Raw genomic sequence first — 17,192 nt, 5'->3', positions numbered from 1 at the left:
CCGGCGTTGACAATGCGCTACCTGGGTGCGCCCGACCCGCACTCGGCGTCTCGGGTCTCATCGGGCTGGATTGTCGTTTTTCCTGCTCAGAGGGCATGTAGGTGGAGTGGTCGGGCTACCTGTCGATCAATGGAAGTAGTTAACTCCCTACCGACAGTAGTCGTCGAGTCGTGCAGCCGGGGTGGTGGGGTCGCGGCTCGCCGGGGAGGGAGTGAACCATGGCCAGGAGAAAGAACCCGCCCGAGACGGGACCGGACGCGCCGGGTCCGAGCGCGGAGCCCATGACGTCGCCGGCCGGCATCCCGCGCCAGGAGCGCGTCGGTGCGGCGGACGACGAGTCGACAGTGGCGGTGATCGAGGCGGCTACGCCGCCGGACTACTTCGGGTTCGTGCCCAACTTCGCCAACAGCCCCCTGCCGGTGGTGGTTGGGGGCGTCGTCCAGGTCGGCACGGGGATCCGCAAGTTCGTCGACAGCCTGCCGGGCGCGGGCCGGAACAACCTCAACGACCTCGGCCAGTACCTGCCGATCGCGACTCCGGACACGATCACCTATCCCGGAAGTGACTACTACGAACTTGGCGTCCAGCAGTACGGGCAGCGGCTGCACAAGGATCTGAACGGCACTCGGCTTCGCGGCTACAAGCAGCTCAACAACGGCACGGACGCCACTGGGCAGAACACCATCGCGCCACCTCCCAGACCGTTCTACGGCGGACCCATCATCTTTGCCCACCGGGGGCGCCCGGTTCGGATCAAGTTGGTCAACCAGTTGCCGGTCGGCGCGGCCGGGAAACTCTTCCTGCCGGTCGACACGACAGTGGGCGGAGCCGGCCTGGGGCCGCTGGGTGGCACGGAGATGTACACCCAGAACCGCACGGTGATGCACCTGCACGGTTCGGAGACGCCGTGGATAAGTGACGGGACACCGTTGCAGTGGTTCACCCCGGCCGGCGAGAGCACCTCGTATCCCAGAGGGGCCAGCTACGCGACCGTGCCCGACATGCCGTCGCCGGGTGCCGGCGCGGTCACGCTCTACTATCCGAACGCGCAGAGCGGCCGGATGATGTGGCTGCACGACCACAGCGAGGGGATCACCCGGCTGACCGTCTACTCCGGGCAGTTGGCGCTCTACCTGCTCGACGACCCGGTGGAGCAGCAACTCATCACCGACGGAGTCATCCCGGCCGATCAGATCCCGCTCGTGATCCAGGACAAGACGTTCGTACCGGATGCCGCCCAACTGGCTCGCCAGGACCCGACGTGGGACACCGCCAACTGGGGCGGCGAGTCGTACCTGTGGTTCCCGCACGTCTACATGCCCAACCAGAACCCGTACAACGAGGCGGGCGCCAACCCGATGGGCCGGTGGGATTACGGTCCCTGGTTCTGGCCGCCGTTCACCGGGATCGAGCAGGGTCCGGTGCCGAACCCCTACTACGATCCGGTGACCCGGCCCTGGGAACCGCCGCTGCAACCCGGTACGCCGACTCCGTCGGTGACGCCGGAGGCGTTCCACGACACGCCGCTGATCAACGGCTGCCCGTACCCGTACCTCCAGGTGCAGCCGAAGGCGTACCGGTTCCGGATCTTGAATGCGTGCAATGACCGGTTTCTCAACCTCCAGCTCTACTACGCCGCCTCCAACGGCGCCATGTGGAACTCGAACGGCACCCTGCGGGACGGCGCGGCCGGGGAGGTGCCGATGGTGGAGGCCTGCCCCAACCCGGACTTCCCGCCCACCTGGCCGACGGACGGCCGTGCGGGTGGAGTGCCGAACCCGGCCGCCAGTGGACCCGACTGGATCCAGATCGGTAGCGAGGGTGGCCTGTTGCCGCACGTCGCGGTGATCCCGCCGCAGCCGATCAACTACGACTACAACCGCCGGTCGATCACGGTCCTGAACGTCACCGACCACTCGCTCCTGCTCGGCCCCGCCGAGCGGGCCGACGTGATCGTCGACTTCTCTTCGGTGCCCCCGGGCACCAACGTCATCCTCTACAACGACTGCCCGGCGCCGATCCCCGGCTTCGATCCCCGGTACGACTACTACACCGGCGACCCGGACCAGACCGACACCGGCGGCGCGCCCAGCACGCTGCCCGGGTACGGTCCCAACACTCGGACGATCATGCAGTTCCGGGTCGGCGGTACCCCCGCCGCGCCGTTCGACCTGGCCCGGCTCGAGGCCCGGCTGCCGCAGGCGTACGGCGCGAGTCAGCCGTTGCCGATCGTGCCGGAGGTCGCGTACAACGAGGCGTTCGGGCTCCACATCCCGAGCAACACCTACGTGCCGATCCAGGCCACCGACATCACCTTCACCCCGATCGGCGGGACCAGGCCGGTGACCCTGGACCTCGGCCCGAAGGCAATCGTCGAGGACTTCGACCCGACCTACGGCCGGATGAACGCCAACCTGGGCACCGAGTTGCCGAAGACCAGCGCGTTCATCCAGACCAGCATCCCGCTGCCGTACATCAATCCGCCGACCGAGATTCTCCACATGTCCAACCTGGCCACGCCGGTGGGTTCGACCGGGGACGGCACCCAGCTGTGGAAGGTCACCCACAACGGCGTGGACACCCACGCCATCCACTTCCACTACTTCAACGTCCAGCTGGTGAACCGGGTCGGCTGGGACGGTGCCTACTCTCCGCCCGACCCAAACGAACTGGGCTGGAAGGAGACGGTGCGGATGAACCCGTTGCAGGACGCCATCGTCGCCATGCGGCCGGCCGTCCCGTACACCCTGCCCTTCAAGATCGGCGACAGCGTACGGCTGCTCGACCCGACGCAGGTGCCGGGCACCACGAACGGGTTCGCGCAGGTCGACCCGACCACCGGCGATCCGGCAGTGGTCGCGAACGTGCCGTACGACTTCGGCTGGGAGTACGTCTGGCACTGCCACCTGCTCGGTCACGAGGACTTCGACATGATGCGGCCGATGACGATCCGGGTCTCCCCGGCCGCGCCGAGCGGGCTGACCGCCACCGCTGCGCCTGGCTCGCCGACCGTGCGTCCGGCCATCGTGCTGGCCTGGACCAACAACGCGACCTTGCCCGCCGCAACCGGGCTGGTGCTGGAACGGGCCACAAATGCCGCCTTCACCGCCGGGCTGGTGACCGTCAACCTGGCGGCCAGCGTCACCACCTACACCGACTCCACCGTGGTCCCCTCGGTCACCTACTACTACCGGCTGCGCGCGGAGAACGCGGTGGCGTACTCGGCCTGGTCGAACACCGCGTCGGCCAGCGTGGCGCTCATCGCGCCGAGAGGGTTGACGGCCACGCTAGGGGCCGGCACGCCACTGCGGGTGGTGCTCAACTGGATCAACACGTCCTACGCCACCGCCGTCGAGGTGCAACGGGCCACGAACGCGGCGTTCACCACCGGCCTGGTCACCGTCACCCTCGGGGTCGTGACCACCTACACCGACACCACGGTCGCCGCGAACACGACCTACTACTACCGGGTCCGCACCACCTATCTCGGCGCGGCCTCACCCTGGTCGAACACCGCATCGGTGACCACCACCGTCACCCCTCCGCCCGCGCCCACCAATCTCCAGGGGTCGGTGGTCGTCGTCGGCTCCACCGCGACGATCAACCTGACCTGGGCGGAGAGTACGAGCGGCGAGCTCACCGGATTCACCCTGCAACGCGCCACGAACGCGACCTTCACCCAGAACCTGGCGACCATCACGTTGCCGGCCGCCGCGCGCAGCTACGCGGACACCGGTCGGACCCGGGGCGTCACCTACTACTACCGAATCCAGGCGTTCAACGCGGCGGGCAGCTCCGCGTTCACCGCCCCGATCGCTGTGGCCACGTAATGACCCGTAAACGGTAAAATCGGGACAAACGGCCCGGAGCTTCTCATGATGGAAGCTCCGGGCCGCGCGGCTCGGGCTCGTGCACCCCTCTGCGCGGCACACCAATGACGGGGGAAGGCATGAAAACCGTACGATTTCGTACCCGAGCGATGCTGCTGGCATCCCTGACGCCGCTGGCCCTGCTCCTGCTCCTCGGTTCGCCGGCACAGGCTGCGGCGCCCCTCGCCTTCACCGGCGCGACAGCAGCCCAGCAAGCAACCGGCGACGTGCGTATCACGTGGAGCATCAGCGGTAGTGATCCCACTCTCACCGGCTTCCGCGTCGACCGTGTCGACGGCGCGGTGGTCACCCCGGTCGCCAGCGTCGGGCCCAACGCCAGGTCGGCCACCGACCCGCTGACCGGCGTCTCCACCGGTGTGCACCTCTTCACCTACAACATCGTGGCGCTCGCCGGCGCGACGGAGATCACCTCGACCACCGCGATTCCGTCCGCCATCTACCAGAACGTGCCGAGTGGACCCGCCACCATCGACGTCACGACCAGCGGTAACCGGGTGACACTTCGATGGACCGGCCCCGAGGTCAATGCCGCCCTGTTGACCGGTTACCGGATCGAGCGGCGGATCGGTGCCACCGGCCCGTTCACCGTCATCGTTGCCACCCAGACGGGGGCCAGCTACGTGGACACCGTCACCGGCCTGCCCACCGGGATAACCGACGTCTACTACCGCGTGATCAGCCTCGCCGGTACGGACGCAGGTGGCGCGAACGAACCCATCGCCCAGATCTTCATCGGCGTGCCCAGCACGCCGACAAACGGCAAGGTACGGATGGGCTTCGACGGCGACGCCGGGGTGGTGAGTTGGGGGCCGCCGACCGACAACGCCGGCCTGGTCACCGGCTATCGGATCGCCCGGTCGGTGGGCGGTGGCCCCGAAACCGTCCTCGGAACCGTCGGCGCCGGGGTGCGGCAGTTCGTCGACCCGAGCCTCGAATCGGTGCCCGACGGTACCTCGGTGACCTACACCGTGACCGCGCTGTCGGCGGCGGGTCCGGGTGGGGCGCTGCCGATCCTCTTCACCGTCCGGCACACCCCGCTGGCGATGCCGGAGCCGACCGTCACTCCGAAGGTCTGCGCGCTGCTGGTTCGATGGGCCGCGCCGGACACCGGCGGCGTGCCGGTGCAGTCGTACGTGGTGCGCTACCGGGCAGTCGGGACGGAACCGTGGACCTCGGTCCCCGCCGGCGAGGTCGACTCGGCGAAGCGCGAGGCGTTCATCAAGGAACTGCGCGGCGGTGTGCGGTACGAGGTCGAGGTCGCCGCGGTCGACGTACCCGGTGCCGGCCAGAGCGCCTGGTCGCCGCCGGCCACCGGAACGCCGAAGGAGGGCCTGCCGGTCACCGGAGCCGATGCCTGGTCCCTCGGCCAACTGGGCGCCGCGAGCGTGGTCGCGGGCGCGCTCCTGCTGGTCGTCACCAGGCGACGTCGGCCCGTGGTGGCCTCGTTCTGACCCGGGCGCGTCAGCCGGCGGCCGACTGGTCCGGTGCCAGCTGCGGTTGCTGCCGTTCCTCGGGTGGCTGAGGCGGCGCGACCCAGGTGACAAGCACCACGGAGATGATCATGAGAAGGAACCAGGATGCGAGTTTCGACGGCGAGACCGGGTGCCAGCCGTCGAGCTGGGTGGGGTAGAGCCAGGCGTTCGACCAGGTGGCGATGTTCTCCGCCAACCAGATGAAGAAGGCGACGAGGAGGAAGGCCAGCAGCAGCGGCATCCGCCAGCGGAGCCGGAAGATCCGGAACTGCATCACGCAGCGCCCGAACACCAGCGCGACGACCGCGATCAGCAGCCATCGGACGTCCTGGACGTAGTGGTTGGTGAAGAAGTTGACGTAGATCGCCACCGCCACGAGGGCGGTCAGCCACCGCCTCGGGTACCGGGTGAACCGGAGGTCGAACAGCCGGTTCACCCGGACCAGGTAGGAGCCGACCGCGGCGTACATGAAGCCGCTGAACAGCGGCACGCCGCCGATCCGGAGCAGGCCGTCGGGCTCGTAGGTCCACGAGCCGATGTGTGTCTTGAACACCTCCATGACCGTGCCGACGAGGTGGAACAGGATCACCACCCGCAGTTCGCGCAGGGTCTCCAGCCGCCCGGCGACCATCGCGATCTGGATGACGACCGCGGCGAGCGTCAGGAAGTCGTTGCGGGCGAGGGCCGCCTCCGTCGGGTACCAGAGGTGCGCCGCGAGAATGACCGCCAGCATCGTTGCGCCGAAGACGCACGCCCAGGCCTGCTTGAGCCCGAACACCACGAACTCGGTCAGCCAGGCGGCCGGTCCGCGCCGGGGCAGCCGGGCCAGGGCCGCGTGGAAGCGAGCGTCGATCGCGCGTTCGGCCGTGGTGAGGGCGGCCGGTTCGCCAGGGGTACGCATCGACCCAGACGCTATCGCCGCCGGTCCACGGGCCGACCGCCGGTGGTGGCGTGACCGTACGCAGGTCCGACGTTGGTAGGTTCCCGTCATGAGCCACACCCGAGCGGCGCTCTACCTCGACTTCGACAACGTCTTCGGCGGGCTCTACAAGCTGGACCCGGAGGTGGCGGTCCAGTTCGCAAGTGATCCGGGCGGGTGGTTGCGCCAGCTGGCCACCACCTCGGCGACCCAGGCGCCCCGGCGCTGGTTGGTGCTGCGCTGCTACCTCAACCCCGCCGGCTGGGTCTTCCACCCGGATTCGACGGGTGAGCAGCCCCGCCTCTTCTTCTCCCGGTTCCGGCCCTCGTTCGTCCGGGCCGGCTTCGAGGTGATCGACTGCCCGCGCTACAGCGGCACCAAGAACGCGGCCGACATCAGGATCGTGGTCGACGCCCTCGACGCGCTCACCGCCGACACCCGGTACGACGAGTTCGTCATCGCCTCCGGTGACTCCGACATGACGCCGTTGCTGCAACGGCTGCGCCGCTCCGACCGTCGCACCATGATCGTCTCGCCGGCCGACGCGGCCGAGGCCTTCACCTCCATCGCCGACCAGGTCCTGGGCAGCCAGCATCTGCTGGCGCTGATTCAGGGCGAGTCGGTTGACTTCGACGACGACACCACCGACGAGGTGAGCACCGAGTTCGAGGGCGAGGGCGCGGTGGCCGCCGCCGACCAGCGCGAGGCGTACGAGGAATTCCGCTCGGTCGTGACCCACGAGTACGACGCGGCGGTCGAGCCGCTGAACATGGCCTCGCTTGCCTACCGGCTGCGGACTCAACTGGGGCGCTCGGTGAGCGCCAGCGGTTGGTTCGGTTTCGGCAGCTTCGCCCGGGCGGTGCAGAGCCTGGCCCTGCCGAATCTGCGCATGTCGCAGCATCTGCTCTGGGACGACAGCCGCCACGAGGCCCCCGGGGCGGCCGCCACGTCGCCGCTGAGCGCGTTCCCGGAGCCCGTCGAGCGCCTGGTCGACCAGCTGGACCTGCCCCGGCTGCCCGAGTCCTGGTGGCCGGCGATCTACCAGACGCTCGCCGACTACGCCCAGTCCCACCGGTTCAACCTGACCCAGTGCACCAGTTGGTGCCGGGACCAGCTACGCGACCAGGGCGTACCGGTCAGCCGCAACGCCGTCGCGTTCGTCGTGCGCGGCACGTCGTTCGGCGGCGCCCCGTTGCACCGCCAGCCACCACCCACCGCCGCCGAGATCGGCGCGGGTTTCCTCGACAACGTCCTCAACCGCGCCGAGGCCGCCGAACTGCCCCTCTCCGACGAGGAGATCGCCATCGTCCGCGCCTGGCTGGGCGCCGCCGATAACCGGGAGCCAAGTCCGCCGTCCGCGCACGACTGAGTCCGTCGCTCCGGCGAAGTGGCGGTGACCGGCCCTGCCGATACCACCACTTCGCCGAAACGCAGTGGATCAGCGGCGGACGGTAACCGCCTTGCTGGTGGCGCGGCCGTCGGCGTACCCGGTCTTGCGGGCAACCACGGTCACGGTGATCTTCTTGTTCCGCATCGAGGACTTGAGCTTCAGCGTGCGACCGGTGGCACCCTTGATCAGCTTCCCGTTGAGCCGCCACTCGTACCGGTACGAGTCCGCCTTCGGCGACCAGGCGCCGACGTCGGCCTTGACGGTCCGGCCGACCTTGGCCGTACCGACGATCTTCGGCTTCTTGGTGGCCTTTGGCGCCTTGCCCTTGGCGACCGCCGCCGTGGCGGCCGAGGTGGCCTTCGCGGCGGTGTGCCCGCTGCGGCTCGCGGTCACGGTGACGGTGAGCCGCTTGCCGAGCAGCGAAGCGGGAATCCTGTACGTCGGCGCAGTCGCGCCCTTGATCGCGCTGCCGCTCGCCAGCCACTGGTAGCTGTAGGACGTCGCCGTGGGCGTCCACTCGCCCGGACTCGCCTTGACGGTGTTGCCGACCGCCACGGTGCCGCTGATCGTCGGCTGCTTCACCACGCGCAGCGCCGGGGGCGGAGCGATGGTGACGGTGCCGACCGGCACCAGCGAATCAGCCGCACCGTACGGGCGCAGGGTCAGCGTGGCCGGGCCGGTCGGTGCCGAGGCGAGGTTCACCTCGGCGGTCGTCGTCGTACCTGCCGACGAGACCGTCTTCACCGTGGCGGTGAGCACCGGTCCGGTGGCCGGGGCCAGTTCGATCCTGTCGCGCGGATGCAGACCGGTGCCGCTGATGGTGATCGTCCGGACGGCACCGGCGGGAAGCGTGGTCGGTGTCACCGAGGTGACCGTGGTGACGCCGGGAGCCTCGACCGTGAAGGTGTACACCGTGTTGCCGGAGCGGGTGCCGGTCGCCGTGACGCTGCGTACGACCAGGCTCTGCCGGCCTTCCCAGCCAGGCGTCCAGGTCAGCGTGGTGGTACCGCTCGGGTCGGCGGCGATTGTGGAGAACGTGCCGTAGTTGATCGAGTATTCGTACCGGGTGGTGCCGGGCAGGCGCGGCGTCAGGGTGAAGGTGCCTTCGGCGAGCCGGCCGCTGCCGGTCGTGGGGAAGTCGGTCGAGGTGACCCGGGGGCCGTCGAGGACCGTCCAGGAGGTGCCACCTTCCTCCGTCCGCACCCCGGCGGCGTTCTGGGCGAACACGCGGACGTAGGTGTGGCCACCCTTCGTCGGCGTGAACGTGAAGGTGGCGCTGCCGTCGGCGGTCGGCTTGACGACCTTCTCGGTGGCCGGATCGCCGTTCAGGGTGGCGACGAACCTGTCCACGTTCACCATCCGGGTGCGGGCCGTGAAGCTGGCCGTGGTGCCCAGGTCGGTGCCGCCGGTGCGGGTCAGCGTCGGTTCCGCCCCGTCGACCGAGACGGAGGTCCAGCGGGGCTCCGATAGCGTGCCGTCCGCACTGCGGCTCTGGAAGCGCAGCCCGTAAAGGCCGGTCTCGGTGGCCGTCCAGGTGAGGTCGGCCGTGCCGTCCGCGCGGGCCGGAATGGTGATCTTCTGGATCGGCCGCTCCTCCAGGCCGGAGTACTCCGGCCAGTAGAGGTACGCCCGCACGTCGGCTGCCCGTGGCGTGAGGTGGAAGGTCAGCGATGACCCGAGGACCACACCACGGTCCGTGTCGCCGGTGAGCCGTGGGCCGTCGTCGACCAGGAACGGGTACGCGCGGGCGGGGTGCGCGGTGCCGTCGCGGGTGATGCTGTGCACGTAGAGGGTCTGCCGGCCGGCACGGGTCGGGGCGATCATGGCAGTCGCCTTGCGGTCGGCGTCCGCCGGCACCGTGCCGGAGGGCCCGTCGTCGTCGATCCGCCAGCCGAAGGAGACCGTGTCGGGCAGATTGCTGCTCAGCTCGAAGGCACCGGGCACGCCGACGTTGTAGTCCAGGTTCGCGCCGTAGTCCGGGTACGCCGCCGAGAAGATCGACGGCCGGGTCTCCCGGACGGAGAACTCGTGCACGGTCCGCTCGGACCAGTTGCCGGCCCGGTCGACCGCGTAGACGGTGAGCGCGTGGTAGCTGGCCACCTGCGGGGTCCACCGGATGGTGGCCGTCCCGCCGAGCGCATCCGCCTCCACAGTGGAGTAGTCGTCGTCGCCGCCCGCCTCACCTGAGTAGAAGCGGTACCGGTAGCTGACCGTGTCGTCGGCCGCCGCGGTCAGCTTGAACACGCCGGGGATGCCGATCGCACCGACGTCGTTCCAGCTGCCGGCGGGGTACTCGGCCGAGGTGACGACCGGCGCCGGTCCGCCGCTGCGATCGACGGTGAAGTGGCAGGTGTCGCTCCACGGCCCGGCCTGCGCGCCGTCGAGCACCCGCACCCGCCAGGCGTACGTGACGCCGTCCAGTTGCCGGTCGCGGTCCTCAAGCTGGACGTAGACCTCGTTGCTCTGCGCGCCGACCGTGCGGAGCCATTGCTGGCGGTGCTCCGGGTCGGCGACGTCCCACACCTGGAAATCGGCCCGCAGATCGGCGCCGGAGCCGGTGCGGTCGAAGGTGCCCTTCAGCACCACCGCCTGCGCGGCGTTGAGCCGATCCGGACTCAGGTAGGGGCCGGGCGCGACGGAGGCGCACGGCTGGTCGGCGTTCTTCAGGTCGGTCGGCGCGGTCACCGCGGCGGCGGCCGGGGTGGCGGCGACGGCCACGGCCGTGCCGATGCCCAGTGCGGTCGCCGTTGTCAGCGTCAGAAAACGATGAATGCCCGAATAGGTAGGCATGTAGATCCCCCATTATGGACCGGCGTCGCTGGACGCCAGGCCAGCATGATCGCACACCGGTACGACGAGCGTGTGCGCTGATCGCAGCGGGGGAAACGGGACAGCGCGGCCGGTCGAACCTGACCTACGATCAATCTCCCGTCGTTGTCGTACGCCGGGATCACCCTCCACCCATGGGGATCGTGGAATTGTTCTCTCTGCCTACCCGGGCCAGGCTCAGCCTGGGCCCGTCGTTCCGGTTCCGCCGCAGCACGGCCAGCAAGGTGCTCGCGGCGGCTCTCGTGCCGGCCATCGTGCTCGGTGCCGGCGCTCCGGCGGTCGCCGCGAGCAACACGCTCACCCTCACCACGCTGGACCGCAACGGCAAGAAGGTCACCGTCAACGCGACGGCGGTCAACCTCGCCACCAACTCCAGCTACAAGGTGAAGTCCAACAAGCCCAAGAAGCTGCCGAAGGGCAACTACGCGGTGCTCGCCTCGGTCAAGACCGGCGCCACGGTGACGCTCGGCGCGCGTACGGTGAAGGTCTCCGGCACCAGCAGGACGACCGTGGACGCGCGTAAGGGCAGGAAGGTCACGGTGGGCCTCAGCCCGGCACCCGCCCCGGCGCTCTACGCGCAGACCACTGTCGAGATCTGCACCAGGTCCGACTCCGCCAGTTACTCCGTCGAGGGCTCGGATCACAACGGCACCGTCTACGTCATTCCGAATTCGTCAAAGAAGTACGCCTTCGCCGCGATGCGTACCTGGGCCGACGGCTCCGGCTACCCCGGTTCCACCCAGTACGCGGTGATGTACGCGACCACCGGCGTGCCGAGTAAGCCGTCGCGGACGATCAAGCAGTCCTCGCTCGCCACCGTCAACGTGACCTCCCGGCGCGGCCCCTCCGTCGGTGACTACAGCAGCCTGGCGGTGCAGCCGATCGACCGCCCGTGCGGCGACATGTACCACGGTCTGGTGAACAGCAACGAGCCGTACCGGACGAAGATCAAGGTATCGGCCGGCAAGTGGGACTTCCCGGTGCACAGCTCCGGCACGGCCAAGGACGGCTCTTCACCGGTGATCGGGCACTACTACTCGCCGCGCAAGTTGGTCGCGGCCAAGTCGTACAGCCTGAACTTCTACCGTTCCGCCTGGGGTCCGTCCGCGTACGTGCCGGCCACGGTCTACGGCCGGATCAGCTACTCGCTGAACGAGATGTTCGCCGATCCCGGCTACCCGCGCGGCAACGTCGAGGGCGGCGACAAGGCGACCGCGACGTTGACCTTCGGCGGCAAGACCGTCAAGACGGTCAAGGACCGGGGTTGGGAGCCGGGCGAGACGGAGCTGAACTACAAGGTGAAGAAGGCCGGCTGGTACAAGCTCACCAACACGGCGACCCGGTACTACCCCGAGGTCACCCTCCCGGCCGGGATGCTCTCGCCGAAGACCAGCGTCACCTACAAGTTCAAGGCGAAGCCGAACACCGCTGTGGTCGCGCCCGTCTACGGGATCGCCATGCTGCCGGCCGGGCTGGACCTGCACAACCGGGCGAAGCCGGGCAGCACCACAAACGTCGAGCTGAAGCTGAACCGGTCCAAGATGTACGCCGAGACCAAGCTGGGCAAGAACCCGAAGGTCAAGACGGTGACCGCCAAGGCGTCGTTCGACGGCGGGAAGACCTGGCGCTCGGTGAAGGTCAAGAAGATCAACGGGAAGTGGACCGCGATCGTCGGCAACCCGGCCTCCGGTGCGGTCTCGCTGCAAGCCCGGGTCGCCGTCACCAACGGCGGCTACACCGACGTGACGATCATCCGGGCGTACGCGATCGGTTGATCGCCCCTGACGCGCACACGCGCCCCGGTGCCCCGGAAATCGGGCGTGCCGGGGCGCGAGTGCGTGTGCGGCCCGGCGTCGGCGAGGCGGGCGAGCTAACGCATTTACATCTTGCTATGTTATCGCTAACACGATACCTTTCCCGGTAGGGGCGCAGGGCACGCTCCACCGCCCGTGGCGGTCGACCGACCCGATCTGACCGGTCGCCGAACCGCTGGCTGAGGGATCTCCGGGCACCCCGGTCAGGGCGTCGATCCGGCAGCGGCCATGTCCGCCGGGCGGCTCCCGTCGCGGGCAGCGCCTGGCGCGAGACCCGCGCAATTCCACCACCATCGACGGCGTGTCGCGCCGTCCTCGCGTCGCCGTGACGCCGAAGGAGACCATCATGCGCTTACGATCGTCCGTCCCCAGAACTTCCGCCGACGGCGGCCGGGTGAAGCTCCGGCCGAGGTCCCTCTTCGGGTCGGCTGCGCTCGCGGCCCTGCTCGCAGTGGGACTGGGCGGCACGGCACTGGCCGGCCACTCAAGTGCCTCCGCGTCCCCCGACAGCGTCGCGGCCAACGAGGTCGGCACGCTGGCCGCGACGGCCGGCTGCGGTCGGGCACCGGGGCTCACCAGCGGTACCCGCACCATCTCCAGCGGCGGGCAGTCGCGGAGCTACATCCTGCGGATCCCGGCGAACTACAACAACAACCATCCATACCGGCTGGTGCTCGGCTTCCACTGGTGGGGTGGTACGGCTGTCGACGTGGACACCGGTCAGACGGTGCAGCGGGACGTGTGGTCGTACTACGGCTTGCAGCGGCTGGCGAACAACAGCACGATCTTCGTCGCACCGCAGGGCATCGGCAACGGCTGGGCGAACTCCGGCGGTTCGGATGTGACATTCGTCGACGACATCCTCCGCCAGATCGAGGCCAATCTGTGTGTGGAGACCACGCAGCGGTTCGCTGTCGGGTTCAGCTACGGCGGCGCGATGAGCTACGCCCTGGCCTGCGCCCGGCCGAACGTGTTCCGTGCGGTCGCCGTCTACGGCGCACCCCGGGAACTGAGCGGATGCAGCGGTGGCACGCAGCCGATCGCGTACTTCGGCGCGCACGGCATCAGCGACAACATCACCTCCGGCCGGGCGTTGCGGGACCGGTTCGTACGCAACAACGGCTGCGCCGCGCAGAACCCGCCCGAGCCGGCGGGGGGCAGCCTGACCCACCGCACCACCACCTACTCCGGATGCCGGGCCGGGTATCCGGTGGTCTGGGCGGCCTTCGACGGCGGCCACATCGCCGCCCCGCAGGACGGCGCACCCGGCGACAGCGGCTCCCGCACCTGGCTGCCCGGGGAGACCTGGAACTTCTTCACCCAGTTCGGCGCCAGCAACCCGCCGTCGACCAGCCCGCCGCCGAACCCGACCACCCCGCCGCCCGGCGGCACCGGTGCCTGCCGGGTCGCGGTCACGGTCAACGCCTGGAACAACGGCCTGACCGAGGACATCGCCATCACCAACACCGGTAGCAGCGCGATCAACGGCTGGTCGCTGGTCTTCACGCTGCCGGGTGGGCAGACCATCACCGGCGGCTGGAACGCCAGCTACTCGCCCAACTCCGGCCAGGTGACGGCGCGCAACGTGTCGTACAACGGCACCATCGCCGCCGGCGCGTCGGTAAGCATCGGCTTCCAGGCCACCCACACCGGCAACAGCGGCAGACCGAGTTCGTTCACCCTAAACGGATCCACCTGCACCATCGCCTGATCCCGTACCCAGGGGTGACGTTCCAGGCCGGGCGTCACCCCTGGTCGGGCGCAGCGCGGCCAGCACCACCGGCCGGACGGACCAGGCGGTGGGCAGCGGCGCCGCTCAGATTGGTCGATACTGGGACTGTGCTGAGACGTGCCCAGTTGGCGGTGGCAGTGACGCTCGGGTGGGCCTTGACGGCCTGCGACGGCACACCCGTGGTCGCCCCGACCGGCTCCCCGCTGCCCGGCTCCCCGCAGGCTTCCGCGCCTCCCGGCTCCCCGCCTTCGGGCTCCCCGCTGCCCGGCTCCCCGCAGGCTTCCGCGCCTCCCGGCTCCCCGGCCTCCGCCTTGCCCGGCGAGTTCCCGGCCCCACCCCTGCGGCTGCCCAGACTGGCGCCGGGGGATGCCTGCCCGGTCGCCGAGCCGCAGCCCTGGGCCAACCCCGGTCAGGCAAGCCGGGTGCTCGGGCCTGGCCCGCTCTACCCGGTCGCCGACTATCTTCCCGGCAACGCCCTGCCCCTGCGGGAGGGCCACCGAAACCCGGACGGCAGTTACACCGTGAAGCTTCGCTGGCTCTCCGCCGGCTACACCGGATCGGTGCTGGTGCGGGCCGGGCGCATCGACGGGCCGGGCGCCGCCTCGGTGGAGTTCTCCTACCTCGGTGAGCCTCGCGACGGCGGGCACCATGCCGTGCTGACCCGCCCGGACACCGACCTGCCGGCCACCACCACGGTCACCGGCCCAGGCTGCTACGCCTTCCAGGTGGACGGAACCTCCTTCACCTACACAATCATCTTCCGCGCCACCCCCACCCCCACCTGACCCCCGCCCCCCGCCCCCTCTCCCCCTCTCCCCCTCCGCCCCCCTCCACCCCCCTCCGCCCTCTCGATCTTGCACTTCTGGTCGCTGAAATGTCCGAAAGGGGGACTTTGTCCCGACGGATAGTGCAAGATCGATGGAGTCGGACCGGGTGGGGGAGTCAGGAGAGGGCGGCGCGGATGGTGGCCACGATGTGGGCGGGACGGCGGTAGAGGTCGCGGTCGGTGAAGTAGCGCATCCGCCAGCCCTGGTCGTCGAGCCAGTTCATGCGATCCCGGTCGTAGCGCAGACTTTCCCGATCAAGGTGGGAGGCGCCGTCGTACTCGATGCCGATCCTGCGTTCGCGGTAGCCCAGGTCCAGGCGATAGCGCGGGAAGCCGTACGCATCGTGGACCCACAACTGCGGCTCGGGTGGCGGAAGTCGCCCGTCCAGCAGCACCAACCGGAGTTGGCTCTCCTGGCGGCATTCCGCCCGGTCGTCGGCCAACGGCACCAACTCGCGCGCCTGCCGCACGCCGCGTAGCGCTCGATGGACGCCGACCTCAGCCAGCAGGTCATCCGGAGTGACCGCGCCGGTTCTCAGGGCGCAGTCCAGCACGGGAAGCGCGTCGAGCCGCCGTACCGTACGCGCCAGGTCGACAGCGCAACGTGCCGCCGGAACGCACGGCAGCCCCTGCACGAACACTGGCTGCACCGGCAACACGGAATGATGCACAACCAGACCGGGCAGCCGTGGTTTCGGCACGTTGACCGGCACCTGGACGTGTACGAGATCGTCGCGCAGCACGCCGAAGCCGTACCTTCTGGCCGCCGTCTGCCGGGCGAACATGGCGCCCTCCGGCAGGCAGAGCAGGAGAGCCCGCAACTCGTCCTCGTCGTCGAAGGGCTGATCGGTGTAGACACCGCGACGCACGCGGCGCAACTCCTCCCGACCCAGCCGAGTCCGAAGCCGTCGGGCGCTGAGCGTCCGCATCAGATCTTCCACTCGCCACAGTTGAGCAGTCACCCCGGCACCATCCGCCGCCCCCGGGCGAACGCGCCACCCCGACCCCGCCTCCCTGTGGACAACCATCCCTTCTGTGGATAACCCCCGCCCGCCGCCCATCCGTGCTATGGCCCCACCCGCCAAGTCCTCGCCGATCTTGCACTCCGCCCCACCCCACTCCCACCCCGCCGGCTTCGCCGACCTTGCACTCCGTGTCGCCCCACTCCCACCCCGCCGGCTTCGCCGATCTTGCACTCCGTGTCGCCTTTTTGCGGCTTTCATCCCGCTATGCGGGGACGGAAAGTGCAAGATCGCGCGGGGCAGGCGGGGGCAGGCGGGGGTAGGCGGGGTCAGGGGGATGGGGTGGGGTGGGGCGGGGTGGTGGCGGTCAGGTAGGTGTGGAGGGTGCGGCGGGATTGGGTCAGGGCGCTGATGCGCTCGTCCAGGGCGTGCAGGCGGGCGCGTAGGGCGGCCACCAGCTCAGGGCAGGGCTCCAGGTCGGGGCCCTCGCCGGTGGCGCAGGGCAGCAGGTACGCGATGTCCTCTGTGGACAGCCCGGCCGCGAGGAGCCGCCGGATCTGGGTCACCGTCAGCACGGCGTCCTCGGCGTACTCCCGGTAGCCGTTCGGGCCGCGTGTCGGTTCGAGCAGGCCCTGACTCTCGTAGTAGCGCAGTTGGTGCGGGTTGACGCCGGTCCGTCGGCTCAACTCCCCGATCAGCACAGCGGCTCCCTTGACCTTCATATCGATGTGAAGGTTGACGATACCCATCAGGACCGGATTTCGAGGGGGCAGATGATGCACGACCACGATGGCAGCCGTACCCCGGTGACCGTGCTCGGGTTGGGCCTGATGGGCCGGGCACTGGCCACGGCCCTGCTCGCAGACGGGCATCTGACCACGGTGTGGAACCGTACGGCGGGGAAGGCGACCGACCTCGTCGCCCAGGGTGCCCGATCTGCGGACTCGGCCGAGGCCGCGCTCACGGCCAGTCCGCTCGTGGTCGTCTGCGTCTCGGACTACGACGCGGTACGGGAGATCCTCGAACCGCTCGGCGCGGCGTTGGAGGGTCGGCTCCTGGTCAACCTGACCTCGGGCGACTCGGCGGCGGCCCGCGAGACCGCCGAGTGGGTGGCCGAGCGGGGCGGCAGCTACCTGGACGGTGCGATCATGGCCGGCCCGGCAGAGATCGGCAGCGACCGGGCCGCCCTCCTCTACGGTGGTCCGCGTCCGGTCTTCGACCGGTACGCCTCGACGCTGGGCCGCCTCGGTCCGGCGATCCACGTCGGCGACGATCCCGGGCTGTCGGCGCTGTACGACGTGGCCGTGCTGGGCCTGATGTGGGGCATCCTGAACGGCTTCGTGCAGGGTGCCGCCGTA

General features: G+C 69.6%; 10 protein-coding genes and 1 pseudogene. 7 read left to right on the top strand and 4 right to left on the bottom strand.

What is annotated here, in order from left to right:
• The first annotated feature begins 218 nt into the window (after nt 1-218).
• Entirely contained in the window at nt 219-3,830 is a 3,612-nt protein-coding gene (locus AC507J_RS00055) for a fibronectin type III domain-containing protein (protein WP_496286920.1), read from the top strand.
• Between the two features lie 149 nt (nt 3,831-3,979).
• Entirely contained in the window at nt 3,980-5,341 is a 1,362-nt protein-coding gene (locus AC507J_RS00050) for a fibronectin type III domain-containing protein (protein ID WP_496286919.1), read from the top strand.
• A gap of 31 nt (nt 5,342-5,372) precedes the next feature.
• Here the strand turns inward: AC507J_RS00050 and AC507J_RS00045 are convergent.
• Nucleotides 5,373-6,263, bottom strand: a pseudogene (locus AC507J_RS00045) (DUF817 domain-containing protein); the annotation flags it as partial.
• Nucleotides 6,264-6,351: 88 nt separating this feature from the next.
• Between AC507J_RS00045 and AC507J_RS00040 the strand changes: the two are divergent.
• Complete coding sequence (locus tag AC507J_RS00040) at nt 6,352-7,650, top strand: NYN domain-containing protein (RefSeq protein ID WP_496286918.1); 1,299 nt, start codon at nt 6,352-6,354, stop codon at nt 7,648-7,650.
• 69 nt (nt 7,651-7,719) lie between these two features.
• Here the strand turns inward: AC507J_RS00040 and AC507J_RS00035 are convergent, their stop codons facing one another.
• Complete coding sequence (locus tag AC507J_RS00035) at nt 7,720-10,461, bottom strand: hypothetical protein (protein WP_496286916.1); 2,742 nt, start codon at nt 10,459-10,461, stop codon at nt 7,720-7,722.
• 173 nt (nt 10,462-10,634) lie between these two features.
• On the opposite strand from AC507J_RS00035, the gene AC507J_RS00030 reads away from it, so the two are divergent.
• The 3 genes from AC507J_RS00030 (at nt 10,635) to AC507J_RS00020 (ending at nt 14,831) form a co-directional block, all read left to right on the top strand.
• On the top strand, nt 10,635-12,275 hold the full coding sequence (locus AC507J_RS00030) for a hypothetical protein (protein WP_496286915.1): 1,641 nt from the start codon (nt 10,635-10,637) through the stop codon (nt 12,273-12,275).
• A gap of 385 nt (nt 12,276-12,660) precedes the next feature.
• Complete coding sequence (locus AC507J_RS00025; RefSeq protein ID WP_496286914.1) at nt 12,661-14,025, top strand: CE1 family esterase; 1,365 nt, start codon at nt 12,661-12,663, stop codon at nt 14,023-14,025.
• Nucleotides 14,026-14,153: 128 nt separating this feature from the next.
• Nucleotides 14,154-14,831 (top strand): hypothetical protein, encoded by a 678-nt coding sequence (locus AC507J_RS00020; protein ID WP_496286913.1) that lies wholly within the window; start codon nt 14,154-14,156, stop codon nt 14,829-14,831.
• 157 nt (nt 14,832-14,988) lie between these two features.
• On the opposite strand, the gene AC507J_RS00015 is transcribed toward AC507J_RS00020, so the two are convergent.
• Nucleotides 14,989-15,834, bottom strand: coding sequence for a type IV toxin-antitoxin system AbiEi family antitoxin (locus AC507J_RS00015; protein ID WP_496286912.1), 846 nt, complete (start codon nt 15,832-15,834; stop codon nt 14,989-14,991).
• 329 nt (nt 15,835-16,163) lie between these two features.
• Nucleotides 16,164-16,535, bottom strand: a complete 372-nt coding sequence (locus tag AC507J_RS00010; protein WP_496286911.1) for a MerR family transcriptional regulator — start codon at nt 16,533-16,535, stop codon at nt 16,164-16,166.
• A gap of 75 nt (nt 16,536-16,610) precedes the next feature.
• Between AC507J_RS00010 and AC507J_RS00005 the strand changes: the two genes are divergently transcribed.
• Nucleotides 16,611-17,192, top strand: a 582-nt coding sequence (locus AC507J_RS00005; RefSeq protein WP_496286909.1) for an NAD(P)-dependent oxidoreductase, incomplete at its 3' end; no start/stop codon positions are given.

Source organism: Micromonospora sp. PRAS1 (genome assembly GCF_059553435.1).
The sequence above is the reverse complement of the archived record's forward strand: the minus strand, read 5'-3'. Positions and strand labels throughout refer to the sequence as shown.

What these genes read in the sequence shown, in the direction of transcription:
- AC507J_RS00050 (WP_496286919.1), top strand. Translation starts at nt 3,980, where the DNA reads ATGCTGCTGGCATCCCTGACGCCGCTGGCCCTGCTCCTGCTCCTCGGT.
- AC507J_RS00030 (WP_496286915.1), top strand. Translation starts at nt 10,635, where the DNA reads ATGGGGATCGTGGAATTGTTCTCTCTGCCTACCCGGGCCAGGCTCAGC.
- AC507J_RS00035 (WP_496286916.1), bottom strand. Translation starts at nt 10,461, where the DNA reads ATGCCTACCTATTCGGGCATTCATCGTTTTCTGACGCTGACAACGGCG.
- AC507J_RS00025 (WP_496286914.1), top strand. Translation starts at nt 12,661, where the DNA reads ATGCGCTTACGATCGTCCGTCCCCAGAACTTCCGCCGACGGCGGCCGG.
- AC507J_RS00055 (WP_496286920.1), top strand. Translation starts at nt 219, where the DNA reads ATGGCCAGGAGAAAGAACCCGCCCGAGACGGGACCGGACGCGCCGGGT.
- AC507J_RS00040 (WP_496286918.1), top strand. Translation starts at nt 6,352, where the DNA reads ATGAGCCACACCCGAGCGGCGCTCTACCTCGACTTCGACAACGTCTTC.